Below are 13,404 nucleotides of genomic sequence, written 5' to 3'. Positions count from 1 at the left end.
TCCCGTGTCACCCCGGCTCGCCGGCCACCGCCGTCGCACGCCCGTCTCCCCCGCCCCCGCGATGACCAGCCGCTCGTGGAAGGCGCCCTCGCAGCACGAGCGGCAGGGCATGCAGACCGACGTCGTCCTCGACCTCGCGTGGGGGCGGCTGGTCTTCGGCCAGACCTTCGCCGACCTCCTCGACATCGTGGACGCCATGCGCGCCGAGGAGGCCGGCGAGCGCGACATCTGCATCTACCCGCGGGACCCGCACGTGCTGGTGGGGCTCGCGCCCGACGAGCTGTTCATCGACCCGAGCTACACCTACCGGCTCGACCTGCACCGGTACCGGCCGCGCACCGAGCTGATCCGCGGCGTGTTCGTGCGCACGGTCACCTCGCTGGCCGACATGGAGGCGATCAACGAGATCTACGCCCGCAACGGGATGGTCGTCGGCGACGCCGAGCTGATGTGGCGCAACCACCGGACCCGCGCCTTCACCTACCTCGTGGCCGAGGACCAGCGCACCGGCGCGATCGTCGGCACCGTCACCGGCGTCGACCACCAGCTGGCCTTCGACGACCCGGAGGGCGGAAGCAGCCTCTGGTGCCTGGCCGTGCACGCGCAGGACGCCCCGCCCGGCACCGGTGAGGCGCTGGTCCGGGTGCTGGCCGAGCGCTACGTCGGCCGGGGGCGGTCCTACATGGACCTCTCGGTGATGCACGACAACGCGGGGGCGATCCGGCTCTACGACAAGCTCGGCTTCACACGGGTGGCGGCGGTCTGCGTCAAGCGGAAGAACCCGATCAACACCCCGCTGTTCGCCGCCCGGCCGCCCGGGCTCGAGGACGTGAACCCCTACGCCCGGATCATCGCCGAGGAGGCGCTGCGGCGTGGCATCCGGGTGGAGGTGACCGATCCCGAGTGGGGCGAGATGCGCCTGTCGGTCGGTGGCCGGACGGTGCTCACCCGGGAGTCGCTGTCGGAGTTCACCAGCGCCGTGGCGATGAGCCGCTGCGACGACAAGCGGGTGACCCGCCGGATCATGGAGCGGGCCGGCGTCCGGGTGGCCCGGGGTGCGCTGGCCTGCGAGGGCGAGCTGGACGACGCGACGGCCTTCCTCCGCGACGTCGGGCAGGTGGTGGTCAAGCCCGCGCGTGGCGAGCAGGGCCGGGGCATCACCGTCGGCGTGAAGGACGAGGCCGGCCTCGAGCGGGCGGTCGCGCTCGCCCTTCAGTTCTGCCCCGACGTCCTGGTGGAGGAGCTGGTGGACGGCGACGACCTGCGGGTCGTCGTCATCGACCGCGAGGTGGTGGCCGCCGCCGTCCGCCGTCCGGCCGAGGTCGTCGGGGACGGCCGGCACACGGTCGCCGAGCTGGTCCGCTCCACCAGCCGCCGCCGGGAGCGTGCGACGGGCGGGGAGTCGCGCATCCCCCTCGACGACGCGACGGCCGAGGTCGTCGCCGACGCCGGCTACGCGATGGACGACGTCCCACCCAACGGCGAGCGCATCCGGGTGCGGCGCACGGCGAACCTGCACACCGGCGGGACGATCGTGGACGTCACCGACCAGCTGAACCCGGAGATCGCGGAGGCGTCCGTGCGGGCGGCCTCGGCGCTGGGCATCCCGGTGACGGGGCTGGACTTCCTGGTGCCCGACGTCGAGGGGCCGGACTACGTGTTCATCGAGGCGAACGAGCGGCCGGGGCTGGCCAACCACGAGCCGCGGCCCACGGCCGAGCGCTTCGTCGACCTGCTCTTCCCCGAGACCCGCCGCCGCTGAGGACCGGCTTCCGGTACGGAAAGCCGGTCTACAGGCCGAGTTCGGCGCGGATCTCGGCGTCGTGCTGGCCGGGTCGCGGCACGGAGCCCACGGCTCCGGGAGTGACCGAGAACCGGGGCGCGACCTCGGGCTGCACGACGCCGTCGACCTCGACGAAGACACCGCGCTCGCGGTTGTGCTCGTCGCGCGTCGCCTCGAGCAGCGACCAGACGGGGGCCACGCACGCGTCGGTGCCGGCGAAGACCGTCCACCACTCGTCCCGCGAGCGTGCGGCGAACGCCTGCGTGAACCGCTCGCGCAGGGCGCCCCACTGGCGCGGGTCGTTCCGGTCGGGCAGCGACTCGTCGCCGGCCAGCCCCAGGCCGTCCAGCAGCGCCGCGTAGAACTGCTCCTCCAGCGCCCCGACGGCGAGGAACTGGCCGTCGGCGCAGCGGTAGACGTCGTAGAACGGCGCTCCGGTGTCGAGCAGGTTGCGGCCCCGGCGGTCGGTCCAGACGCCGGCGTCGAGCATCCCGTGGATCATCGTGGTCAGGACGGCGGTGCCGTCGACGATGGCGGCGTCCACGACCTGCCCCTCCCCCGTCGCCCGGGCGTGCACGAGCGCCGCCACGGCACCCAGGGCCAGGAAGACGCCCCCACCGCCGAAGTCGCCCAGCAGGTTCAGCGGCGGCGCCGGTCGCTCGTCCGGCCGGCCCGAGGCACCGAGCGCCCCGGTGAGCGCGATGTACCCGATGTCGTGCCCGGCCGACGACGCCAGCGGGCCGGTCTGCCCCCAGCCGGTCATCCGGCCGTAGACCAGCGACGGGCGCAGCGCCAGCAGGTCGTCGGGCCCCAGCCCCAGGCGCTCCATGACGCCGGGCCGGAACCCCTCCAGCAGGACGTCGGCCCGCGCCACCAGCGCCCGCACGACGGCCAGATCGGCGTCGTCCTTGAGGTCCAGGGCGATCGAGCGCTTGCCGCGGTCGAGCAGGGACGTCGCACCGAGGGCGCCGATCAGGCCGCCGCGCGAGCCGCGCCGGTCGATCCGGACCACGTCCGCGCCCAGGTCGGCCAGCAGCATGCCGCAGAACGGCCCGGGCCCGAGCCCGGCGAACTCCACGACCCGTACGCCCTGCAGCGGTCCGCCCACCGTGGCTCCTCCTCGGACTCGGGCCGCCGGCGTGCGACCCTCCTCCGGGCATGCTGCCCGACCCCGTACCGACCCCGAGCAGGAGGTCCCGGCCGCCGATGGTCTACCTCGTGGTGGCGCTGGGCGGTGCGCTGGGCGCGCTGGCGCGGTGGGCCGTGGGCGAGGCGCTGCCCTCCTCCCCCGCCGGCTGGCCCTGGCCGACCCTGGCGGTCAACCTCACCGGCTGCCTGCTGATCGGGTTCCTGCTGGCGGTCCTGCTCGAGCGCTTCCGCACGATGACGCTGCTGCGCCCCTTCCTGGCCACCGGTGTGCTCGGCGGGTTCACGACGTACTCGACCTTCGCCGTCGACGTGGTCCGGCTGGCCGACGCCGGCGCGTGGGCCGTCGCCGGCGGCTACGTCGTCGCCTCCGTGCTCGGTGGTCTGCTGGCCGTGGTGGGCGGGCTCCTGCTCGGCCGGACGGCGATCCGCGCCACCGCCACCGCGGACGAGGAGCTCGTGGCCGGGGAGGGTCGCTCGTGACCGCCGTCTGGGTGGCCCTGGGCGCCCTGGCCGGTGCACCCCTGCGCCTGCTGGCCGACCGGCTCGCGGTCGCGCGCCGAGGACCGGGCAGCGTGCTCGGCATCCTGACCGTGAACGTCGTCGGCAGCGCGGTGCTCGGAGCGCTGCTGGGGGCGCGCGGGCTCTCCCCCGCCGTCGTCGCCCTCGTGGGCACCGGCTTCTGCGGCACGCTCACCACGTTCTCCACGTTCGGGTACGACGTGGTCCGGCTGGTCGAGGAACGCGCCGTGGGCCGGGCAGCCGCCTATGTCGCCGCCAGCCTGGTGCTGGGTCTCGGTGCCGCGGCGACCGGGTACGCGCTGTGCCGATAGGGTCCTAGGCGGTATGGCGGACGAACCGGGGGACATCCCCACGACAGCGCGGCCGGGGGCGGACAGCCCCGTCGTGGTCGTGGCCAACCGGCTGCCGGTCGACCAGGTGACCGAAGCAGACGGCAGCACCCGCTGGCAGCGCAGCCCCGGCGGTCTGGTGACCGCCCTCGAGCCGTTCGTGGCGGGTCGCGGTGGCGCGTGGGTCGGCTGGTCCGGCTCGGCCGGCGAGGCACCCGAGCCCTTCGAGTCCGGGGGCATGTCGCTCATCCCGGTGGCGCTCACCGACGAGGAGGTCGACCGCTACTACGAGGGCATGTCCAACGCCTCGCTGTGGCCGCTCTACCACGACGTCGTCGAGAAGCCGGAGTACCACCGGACCTGGTGGGACACCTACGTCCAGGTCAACAAGCGCTTCGCCGAGCGCGCCGCGGCGGTGGCCGCCGAGAACGCGATCGTGTGGGTGCACGACTACCAGCTGCAGCTGGTGCCCGCCCTCCTGCGCCAGCAGCGCCCCGACCTGACGATCGGCTTCTTCCTGCACATCCCGTTCCCGCCCTACGAGCTGTTCACCCAGCTCCCGTGGCGGTCGGCCATCGTCGAGGGCCTCCTCGGCGCGGACCTCGTGGGCTTCCAGCGCCCGTCCGCGGCGACGAACTTCGTGCAGCTCGCGCGGCGGCTGCACGACCTGCCGGCCCGCAAGAACGTGATCGAGTACGACGGCCGGACGGTGACGGCGAAGGCGTTCCCCATCTCGATCGACGTCGCGGCCTTCGACGAGCTGGCGCGCTCGCCCGACGTGCTGGCCCGGGCAGAGGAGATCCGCAAGGAGCTCGGCAACCCGGAGAAGATCATCCTCGGCGTCGACCGGCTCGACTACACCAAGGGCATCAGCGTCCGGCTCAACGCGTTCGAGGAGCTGCTCGAGGACGGCGCCGTCGAGGCACCGGGCACCGTGCTGGTGCAGGTGGCCACTCCCAGCCGGGAGCGCGTGGAGCACTACGTGCACATGCGGGAGCAGATCGAGCAGCAGGTCGGCCACATCAACGGTGTCTTCGGCTCGATCGCGGGCCCGGCGGTGCACTACTTCAACCAGTCCATGCCCCGCGAGGAGCTGGCCGCCCTGTACCGGGCGGCCGACGTCATGCTCGTGACGCCGTACCGCGACGGGATGAACCTCGTCGCGAAGGAGTACGTGGCCGCGCGGTCCGATCTCGGCGGCGCGCTGGTGCTGTCGGAGTTCGCCGGGGCCGCCGCCGAGCTCAAGCAGGCGTTCCTCGTGAACCCGCACGACATCGCCGGGGTGAAGAACCAGCTGGTCCGTGCCCTGCGGGTGGATCCGCGGGAGGCGGCCTCGCGCATGCGGGCGATGCGCCGGCACCTGGCGAAGAACGACCTGGAGCACTGGGCGTCCTCCTTCTTCGACGCCCTGAAGGCCCAGGACGGCGGCCAGCCCGTCGGGCGGCCCGCCGGGAGGACGGCCACCCCGCTCTCCGCGGGGCGGGGTGGGGCGCAGGGATGACCGAGTTCCCCGCCGAGTCCCCCGCCGCGCTCCCCGCCGACCTCGCTGCCGCCCTGGCCGCCCTGGCCGGTCGCCGGCCGCTCCTCGTGGCCAGCGACTACGACGGCGTCCTCGCCCGGTTGCGCGACGACCCGTCCGACGCCGTCCCGGAGGAGGGTGTGGCCGAGGTGCTCGCTCGGCTGGCCGCGGTCGACGGCGTCACCGTGGCCATGGTGAGCGGACGGGGCGTGGCCGATCTCCGGGCCACGAGCGGCCTCACCGGTCCGCTCCGCTGGGTGGGCAGCCACGGGGCCGAGTTCGACGGTCCGCTCTCCGGCGAGCTGGCCCACCGCCGGGACGCGCTGGCCGAGCGGCTCGCGCCTCTCGTCGCCGGGACACCCGGCGCCCGGCTGGAGGTGAAGCCGGCGAGCGTCGCGGTGCACGTCCGCCAGGTCGCCGACCGCGCCGCGGCCGCCGGGCTGCTCGACGAGGCCAGGTCTTCGGCGGATTCGTCACTGACGATGAAGCCGGGCAAGGACGTCCTGGAACTCGCGGTGACCGACGCGGACAAGGGCAGCGCCATGCAGCGTCTCGGCGCGGAGCTCGGGGCGGCCGGGACGCTCTACCTCGGTGACGACCTCACCGACGAGGACGCCTTCCGCAGCCTCGGACCCGGCGACGTCACGGTCAAGATCGGCGACGGCGACACCGCGGCCCGGCACCGGGTGCCCGACACCGCCGGCGCACTCGCCGTCCTGGAGCACCTGGCCGACCTGCTCGGCTGAGCCCCCGCACGGGTCCGTGTCGCGTGCGACCGGAGAGGACGAAAGTCCCGACGGGTCGGTGACCTCCCCGTCGATGTCGACAATCCCGGAAAAGCGCAGGCCGATCCGGAGCAGGACCGGCCGGCGGGTCGGGATGACCGGTCGGCGGAGTCGACAAATGGTCGGTGACAATGCGCTGACCCCCATCAAACATCACATTCCATCTCGCCCGCGCCGCCGAACCGGGAAATCCTGCGTGGAGTCACAACAATCTCCGTGTCACCACATCCGGCACGTGCTCCACATTCTTCTCAGGACGGTCCTCGTGAAAGCCACTCCCTCCTCCCTCGCGCCCGGGCGGCGAAGCGGCTGGTTCGCCGACCGTCCGCTCGCCGTCAAGTTCGGCGTGCTCCTCGCCGCCGTCGTCCTCGCCCTCGGCGGCGTCCTCGGCGCGGTGCTCATCGGCAACGCCGACGTGCGCGAGGCGAACACCGATCTGGAGCACCTGAACGAGGCGGAGGAGCTGGTCCTCCAGCTCGACACCCGCGCCAGCGAGCTCAAGGTCGACGGCTTCAAGACCATCACCCGGGACAACCCGGCCGAGCAGCTGCCGGAGCTCGCCGACGACATCGCCACGCCCGAGGCGATGCTGGCCGAGCTCGACACGATCCCCCTCACCGGCGACTCGGCCGAGGCGGTGGCCGGGCTCTCCGAGGCCTTCGGCGCCTACACCGACGCGATCTCCGCGTGGGTGGACCTGGCGGTGGCCGACCCCGCTGCGATGCGGTTGCGCTGGGAGGAGATCCAGCAGGCCAACGACCTGTCCGACGGTGCGGTCGGAGCGGCCAAGGACGCGCTCGCCGCCGAGAGCGACGCGGCGCAGGTCCGCCTGGACGAGGCGATCACCCGCTCCCAGCTGCTGGGTTCGGCGATCACCCTGGGCGGTCTGATCCTCATCGCGCTGGTCTGCTGGGTCACGATGCGCTCGATCACCCAGCCGGTGAAGCTGGTGAAGGCCTCGCTCGAGGCCCTGGCGGCAGGCGACCTCACCCGGTCCACGGGGATCCGGTCCAAGGACGAGGTCGGCCAGATGGCCGCCTCGCTGGACACCGCGCAGGCCAGCCTCCGCGAGGTGCTCGCCGGCGTCGCCTCGTCGGCCCACGCCGTCGCGTCCTCCTCGGAGGAGCTGAGCATGACCTCGGCGCAGATCTCCGCATCGGCCGAGGAGACCTCGACCCAGTCCGGCGTGGTCGCCTCCGCGGCGGAGGAGGTCTCCCGGAGCGTGGAGACGGTCGCCGCGGGTGCCGAGCAGATGGGCGCCTCGATCCGCGAGATCTCGCAGAACGCGGCGGAGGCCAGCGAGGTCGCCCAGCGGGCGGTGGACGCCGCCGCCACCACGAAGGCCACGGTCGACAAGCTCGGCGAGTCCTCGACGGAGATCGGCAACGTCGTCAAGGTGATCACCTCGATCGCCGAGCAGACCAACCTCCTCGCCCTGAACGCCACCATCGAGGCGGCCCGGGCCGGCGAGGCGGGCAAGGGCTTCGCCGTGGTCGCGAACGAGGTGAAGGAGCTGGCGCAGGAGACCGCGAAGGCGACCGAGGACATCGCCAAGCGGGTTCTCGCCATCCAGGGCGACACCACCGCCGCCGTGGCGGCCATCGACGAGATCTCCACGATCGTCGCGCAGATCTCCGACCGGCAGACCACCATCGCCAGCGCGGTGGAGGAGCAGACGGCGACCACGAGCGAGATGTCGCGGTCGGTGCAAGAAGCCGCGGGTGGCACCGGTGAGATCGCGGCCAACATCACCGGCGTCTCCTCGGCGGCGGAGTCCACCACCCAGGCGCTGACCCAGACCCGGGTCGCGGTCGACGAGCTGTCGCAGATGGCGGCCGACCTGCGTGCGACCGTCGGTCGGTTCACCTACTGACAGCTGCTCCTCCAGCTCCGTCGGGGGCGGTGACCGGTGACGGTCACCGCCCCCGACGGCGTCCCACCGGTGTTCTCGCCGCAGCCATTCCTGGCCATACATTGTCGACATATCTGCGACGGGGAGCCGCTCGCTGATGTTTCCAGGAAACATCGAGACACACCCGAATCGTGTAACGACTACACCGGCGGGCGCTGGAACACTTCCATTGTGCGCAATCGAGCGCGCCCATTCGCTCGCAGGAGAACGGTCATGAGATCCACGGAAGAGTCGCTCCGGTCCCGTCGGCTGTTCGCCGACCGCAGGATCACCACCAAGCTGATGACCCTGCTGGTCACGCTGCTGCTGGTGGCCGGAGCGGTCGGTGGCTTCGCCATCGTGCAGCTCGGCTCCGTGGCCGCCGCGGCGGACAGCATCTACGACGCCGGCGCGGTCCCGCTGCGCGACCTCGCCGAGGCCCAGCAGGCCAACAGCAGCATGCGCCAGCGGGTGCTCCTGCACCTGGCGGGGCCGGTGGCCGACAAGCCCCGGCGCGAGGCCGAGATCGCCGAGCTGGACGCCCAGTTCGACGGTCTGGCGCCCTCGCTCGAGGAGGAGTACCGGGCGCAGGGAGACCTCCTGGCCCGGTACCTGGCGGCGGTGGCCGACTACCGGACGTTCCGCGACGCCACCATCGTTCCGGCCAGCCGGGCCATGGACCCGAACGTCGACGTCGCTCCCATCCTTGCCGAGTGCGACCGGCTGTTCGGCATCGTGGTGTCGCTCGGCGACGAGCTCAGCGACGCGCAGGTGACCACGGTCGACCAGACCAAGGAGCACGCGGAGAGCACCTACCGGGCGGGCGTCGTCGAGGTCGCCGTCGTCCTGGCGGCGGGGGCCCTGATCGGCGTGGGGCTCGCCCTCGCCATCGCCCGGCAGATCACCCGTCCGCTGGCGCGGGTCAAGCGCAGCCTGGACGCCCTCGCGGAGGGCGACCTCACGAAGGACGCCGCCGTCGACTCGGCCGACGAGGTGGGCCAGATGGCAGGCGCGCTGGCCCGGGCGCAGCAGAACCTGCGCGCCGTGCTCGGGTCCGTCGCCGCGAACGCCGATGCGGTGGCGGCCTCGTCGGAGGAGCTGAGCGCCTCGTCGGCGCAGATCTCCGCGTCGGCGGAGGAGACCTCCGCGCAGTCGGGTGTGGTGTCCAGCGCGGCGGAGGAGGTTTCCCGGAACGTGCAGACCGTCGCGGCCGGCGCGGAGCAGATGGGCGCGTCGATCCGGGAGATCGCCTCGAACGCCGCCGAGGCCAGCGAGGTCGCGGCCCGCGCCGTGACCGCCGCGGGGACGACCACCGCCACCGTGGCCAAGCTGGGCGAGTCCTCGGCCGAGATCGGCAACGTGGTCAAGGTGATCACGAGCATCGCGGAGCAGACGAACCTGCTGGCGCTCAACGCGACCATCGAGGCGGCCCGGGCCGGCGAGGCCGGCAAGGGGTTCGCCGTGGTCGCGAACGAGGTGAAGGAGCTGGCGCAGGAGACGGCGAAGGCGACCGAGGACATCGCCCGCCGGGTGCTGGCGATCCAGGGCGACACGACGGCGGCCGTGGCCGCGATCGAGGAGATCTCCTCGATCGTCGGGCAGATCTCCGACCGGCAGACCACTATCGCCTCGGCGGTGGAGGAGCAGACGGCGACGACGAGCGAGATGTCGCGCTCGGTCCAGGAGGCTGCGGGCGGCACGACGGAGATCGCGGCCAACATCACCGGCGTCTCCTCGGCGGCCGAGTCCACCACCCAGGCGCTGACCCAGACCCGCACCGCGGTCGACGAGCTCTCGCGCATGGCCGCCGACCTCCGCAGCACCGTCGGGACGTTCACCTACTGAGGAAGCGATCCGCGCATCGGCGCCGATCCGGACGGAGAGAGGAGCGCACGACCCGGCCGGGTCGTGCGCTCCTCTGCATTCCCACGCCACGAATTGTCGACAAGAGGACGCCATTCGGGCGATGAGCGGTCGATTTCCCCCGCGGTCCGCGACACGCCACTGCCGTACGCATCCGCACCCGAGAAATGCGCCACTCTTCCCGCGTCCGGGACGACGGCGGTTGTCCGGAACACCACTCCCTGCGAAGCCCCGCACCCACTGGAGCCCCGTCATGACCGTCCCAGCCCGCACCACCCGAACCGGGGGCGGTTGGTTCGCCGACCGGCCGATAGGCGTGAAGATCGGCGCCGTCGTCGCCATTCTCGTCGTCGTCCTCTTCGGTACCAGCGCCCTCGCCATCTCGCGCATGACGGAGATGTCCCACGACCAGGAGCGGATCTACGAGGAGAACCTCGAGCCGCTGAACGCGCTCTCCGCCGTCCAGCGGGCCACGGCCGCGCACCGGGCCCGCGTGCTCGAGTACGCCGTGTCCGACCCGGCCCGCCGGCTCGAACTGCTGGGCGAGATGGACGAGAAGCAGGCCGACGTCGACGCCGCCCTGGCGGAGTACGAGCCCTACGTCATCTCCCCGGAGGCGATGGGCAAGTACCAGGACGCCCGTGAGCAGTTCCTGGCGAGCAGCGCCACCCAGTTGTTCCCCGCGGCGGACGCCGGCGACCTGGCCACCTACGCGCAGATCTACCGCGACGTCTCCAGCCCGCTGCTGACCGACATCGCCGACGGCCTGGAGGAGGAGGGCATCGCCCAGTCCGAGGAGGCCGCCGCCCGCAACGCCGAAGCCGAGGAGGACGCGTCGTCGGCGATCACCCTTCTCCTGACCGCAGGGCTGATCTCGACCGTGGTGGCCGTCGGCATCACCGTCTACGTCGTCCGGCGGATCACCCGCACCGTGAGGGCCGTGCAGACCTCGGCCGAGGCCATGGCGGCCGGCGACCTCACGGTCGCCACCGGCGTGACGGCGAACGACGAGCTCGGCCGCATGGCTGCCGCGCTCGACGCCGCCCAGGACAGCCTGCGCGGCGTGCTCTCCTCCGTCGTCGCGTCGGCCGACGCGGTCGCCGCCTCGTCGGAGGAGCTGAGCGCCTCCTCGGCGCAGATCTCGGCCTCTGCCCAGGAGACCTCTGCCCAGTCGGGCGTCGTGTCCAGCGCGGCGGAGGAGGTCAGCCGGAACGTGCAGACCGTCGCGGCCGGCGCGGAGCAGATGGGCGCCTCGATCCGGGAGATCGCCTCGAACGCGGCGGAGGCCAGCGAGGTCGCCGCCCGCGCGGTCACCGCGGCCGAGACCACGACGGCGACGGTGGCGAAGCTGGGCGACTCGTCGGCCGAGATCGGCAACGTGGTCAAGGTGATCACGAGCATCGCCGAGCAGACCAACCTCCTCGCCCTCAACGCGACCATCGAGGCGGCGCGGGCCGGCGAGGCGGGCAAGGGATTCGCGGTCGTGGCCAACGAGGTGAAGGAGCTGGCGCAGGAGACGGCGAAGGCGACCGAGGACATCGCCCAGCGGGTGCTGGCGATCCAGGGCGACACCACGGCGGCCGTGGCCGCGATCGAGGAGATCTCCTCGATCGTCGCGCAGATCTCCGACCGGCAGACGACCATCGCCTCGGCGGTGGAGGAGCAGACCGCGACGACGAGCGAGATGTCGCGCTCGGTCCAGGAGGCCGCGGGCGGCACGACGGAGATCGCCGCCAACATCACCGGCGTCTCCTCGGCGGCCGAGTCCACCACCCAGGCGCTGACCCAGACCCGCACCGCGGTCGACGAGCTCTCGCGCATGGCCTCGGACCTGCGCGGCACGGTCGGACGCTTCAGCTTCTGAGCCGCCTGGGAGTGGACCGGCACTGATCCCGGAGGACGACGAGAGCGCACGGCCCCTCCAGGCCGTGCGCTCTCGCCATTCCGGCGACCATTCCAGGTCGACAAATGGTCTCCGCCGGGACGGTCGGCGCACGATCTCGGGCGATGCCGCGACACGATTGTCTCAGCGCTAAATAATCCGTTCTCGTATCGCAGACTTCCTCGCAGTGCGCACCACGCGTCACGGGCCGATCAGGCGGCGCCCCCGGGCAGCGCGCCGGACGAACGAGGAAAGAGCACATGACACACGCACGAGGGGCACAGTTCCGCGAGGCCGGACCCACCCGGCACTGGTACCGGGACCGCGGCATCGCGACCCGCATCTTCGCCGTCAGCGCGGCCCTGCTGCTGGGCACGCTGGCCGCGACCGTGTCGGGCGTCGCGGGCACCCAGCGGGTGGGCGACCTGCACGAGGAGGCCACGGCCGCCGTCGCGGCCCAGCGCACCGTGGAGGATGCCCGCTACGACCTGCTGTGGGCGGCGAACTGGCAGAACATCACCGCCTGGAACTCCCGGGTGGTCGGCGGCGAGGTGGCGGCCGCACCGGACGGCGACAACATCGCGAACTACACCGACGGGGCGGAGGGCTTCGAGCGGCTGTTCGACATCGACCGCAGCCAGCTCGACGGCGACGCGGAGGCCAGCCTCGCCGTCATCCAGGAGAACTGGACGACGATGAGCGGCTACAACGACCAGATCTTCGCGCTCTGGCAGCAGGGCCGGCTCGACGAGGGCGACGCGATGTCCACCGGCGAGAAGTGGGACGTCTTCTACGTGCTCGACCAGGCGATGACCGAGCTCGTCGACTCCGTGGACGCCCGGGTGGCGCGCACCGAGCAGGCGGTCGCGGACGCCAAGACGGAGACGCTCGTGGTCTCGGTGCTCGTCTCGGCCCTGGCCTTCGTGCTCGGTGGCGGGCTGGCCTGGTTCGTGTCCCGGGGCATCGCCCGGGGTGTCCGCGAGGTGCACGGCGGGCTCGAGCGGCTCGCCGCCCGCGACCTCACGGTGCGGACCCCGGTGCGCGGCCGCGACGAGCTCGGGCAGATGGCGACGGCTCTCAACACCGCCGCGGATGCGATGGCCACGACGGTCGAGGAGATCGTCGCGTCGGCCGCCGCGGTCGCGTCGTCCTCGGAGGAGCTGTCGGCGTCGTCGGCGGCCATCTCGGCCTCGGCGGAGGAGACGGCCGCGCAGTCCGGCGTGGTGTCCGGTGCGGCGGAGGAGGTGTCGCGCAGCGTTGCCACGGTCGCGGCCGGCGCGGAGCAGATGGGTGCCTCGATCAGGGAGATCTCGCAGAACGCGGCGGAGGCCAGCGCGGTCGCCGCCCGCGCGGTCACCGCTGCGGAGACGACGACGGCGACGGTGGCGAAGCTGGGCGAGTCGTCGGCCGAGATCGGCAACGTGGTGAAGGTGATCACGAGCATCGCGGAGCAGACGAACCTGCTGGCGCTCAACGCCACTATCGAGGCCGCGCGGGCCGGCGAGGCCGGCAAGGGCTTCGCGGTCGTGGCGAACGAGGTGAAGGAGCTGGCGCAGGAGACGGCGAAGGCGACCGAGGACATCGCCCGCCGGGTGCTGGCGATCCAGGGCGACACGACGGCGGCCGTGGCCGCGATCGAGGAGATCTCCTCGATCGTCGGGCAGATCTCCGACCGGCAGACCAC

At 72.6% G+C, this 13,404-nt stretch carries 10 protein-coding genes; 9 read left to right on the top strand and 1 reads right to left on the bottom strand.

Going from position 1 to position 13,404, the window contains the following annotated elements:
- The first annotated feature begins 4 nt into the window (after positions 1-4).
- Positions 5-1,762 (top strand): N-acetylglutaminylglutamine synthetase, encoded by a 1,758-nt coding sequence (gene ngg / locus DCS98_RS14145; RefSeq protein WP_241037996.1) that lies wholly within the window; start codon positions 5-7, stop codon positions 1,760-1,762.
- A gap of 28 nt (positions 1,763-1,790) precedes the next feature.
- Here ngg and DCS98_RS14140 read toward each other — a convergent pair whose 3' ends face one another.
- Positions 1,791-2,891, bottom strand: a complete 1,101-nt coding sequence (locus DCS98_RS14140; protein WP_206340268.1) for a CaiB/BaiF CoA transferase family protein — start codon at positions 2,889-2,891, stop codon at positions 1,791-1,793.
- 98 nt (positions 2,892-2,989) lie between these two features.
- Between DCS98_RS14140 and crcB the strand changes: the two genes are divergently transcribed.
- From crcB to DCS98_RS14100, 8 genes are all read left to right on the top strand, one after another.
- On the top strand, positions 2,990-3,412 hold the full coding sequence (crcB, locus tag DCS98_RS14135) for a fluoride efflux transporter CrcB (RefSeq protein WP_116452020.1): 423 nt from the start codon (positions 2,990-2,992) through the stop codon (positions 3,410-3,412).
- Positions 3,409-3,762: a fluoride efflux transporter FluC gene (locus DCS98_RS14130; RefSeq protein ID WP_116452019.1), complete on the top strand. Its 354-nt coding sequence runs from the start codon at positions 3,409-3,411 to the stop codon at positions 3,760-3,762. The genes crcB and DCS98_RS14130 overlap by 4 nt, the downstream gene beginning before the upstream one ends.
- Positions 3,763-3,775: 13 nt before the next feature.
- Positions 3,776-5,281, top strand: coding sequence for an alpha,alpha-trehalose-phosphate synthase (UDP-forming) (locus tag DCS98_RS14125; protein ID WP_241037994.1), 1,506 nt, complete (start codon positions 3,776-3,778; stop codon positions 5,279-5,281).
- Positions 5,278-6,045 carry a trehalose-phosphatase gene (gene otsB / locus DCS98_RS14120; RefSeq protein ID WP_116452018.1) on the top strand — a complete coding sequence of 256 codons (768 nt, stop codon included), beginning with the start codon at positions 5,278-5,280 and terminating at the stop codon, positions 6,043-6,045. The genes DCS98_RS14125 and otsB overlap by 4 nt, the downstream gene beginning before the upstream one ends.
- Before the next feature lie 304 nt (positions 6,046-6,349).
- On the top strand, positions 6,350-7,957 hold the full coding sequence (locus DCS98_RS14115; RefSeq protein WP_241037992.1) for a methyl-accepting chemotaxis protein: 1,608 nt from the start codon (positions 6,350-6,352) through the stop codon (positions 7,955-7,957).
- A 252-nt stretch (positions 7,958-8,209) separates the two neighbouring features.
- The gene (locus DCS98_RS14110) at positions 8,210-9,820 is read left to right on the top strand and encodes a methyl-accepting chemotaxis protein (protein WP_116452016.1); all 1,611 of its coding nucleotides are present in this window, start codon (positions 8,210-8,212) and stop codon (positions 9,818-9,820) included.
- 271 nt (positions 9,821-10,091) lie between these two features.
- On the top strand, positions 10,092-11,702 hold the full coding sequence (locus DCS98_RS14105) for a methyl-accepting chemotaxis protein (protein ID WP_116452015.1): 1,611 nt from the start codon (positions 10,092-10,094) through the stop codon (positions 11,700-11,702).
- Between the two features lie 278 nt (positions 11,703-11,980).
- The coding region (locus DCS98_RS14100; RefSeq protein ID WP_164704589.1) for a methyl-accepting chemotaxis protein at positions 11,981-13,404 on the top strand (1,424 nt) is incomplete at its 3' end.

This window comes from Blastococcus litoris, assembly GCF_003075095.1.
GTDB lineage: Bacteria > Actinomycetota > Actinomycetes > Mycobacteriales > Geodermatophilaceae > Blastococcus_B > Blastococcus_B litoris.
This window is presented reverse-complemented; position numbering and strand designations above follow the sequence as displayed.

Excerpts from the sequence above, each read along its gene's own strand:
- crcB (WP_116452020.1), top strand. The coding sequence starts at position 2,990 with ATGGTCTACCTCGTGGTGGCGCTGGGCGGTGCGCTGGGCGCGCTGGCG.
- DCS98_RS14125 (WP_241037994.1), top strand. The coding sequence starts at position 3,776 with ATGGCGGACGAACCGGGGGACATCCCCACGACAGCGCGGCCGGGGGCG.
- otsB (WP_116452018.1), top strand. The coding sequence starts at position 5,278 with ATGACCGAGTTCCCCGCCGAGTCCCCCGCCGCGCTCCCCGCCGACCTC.
- DCS98_RS14110 (WP_116452016.1), top strand. The coding sequence starts at position 8,210 with ATGAGATCCACGGAAGAGTCGCTCCGGTCCCGTCGGCTGTTCGCCGAC.
- DCS98_RS14105 (WP_116452015.1), top strand. The coding sequence starts at position 10,092 with ATGACCGTCCCAGCCCGCACCACCCGAACCGGGGGCGGTTGGTTCGCC.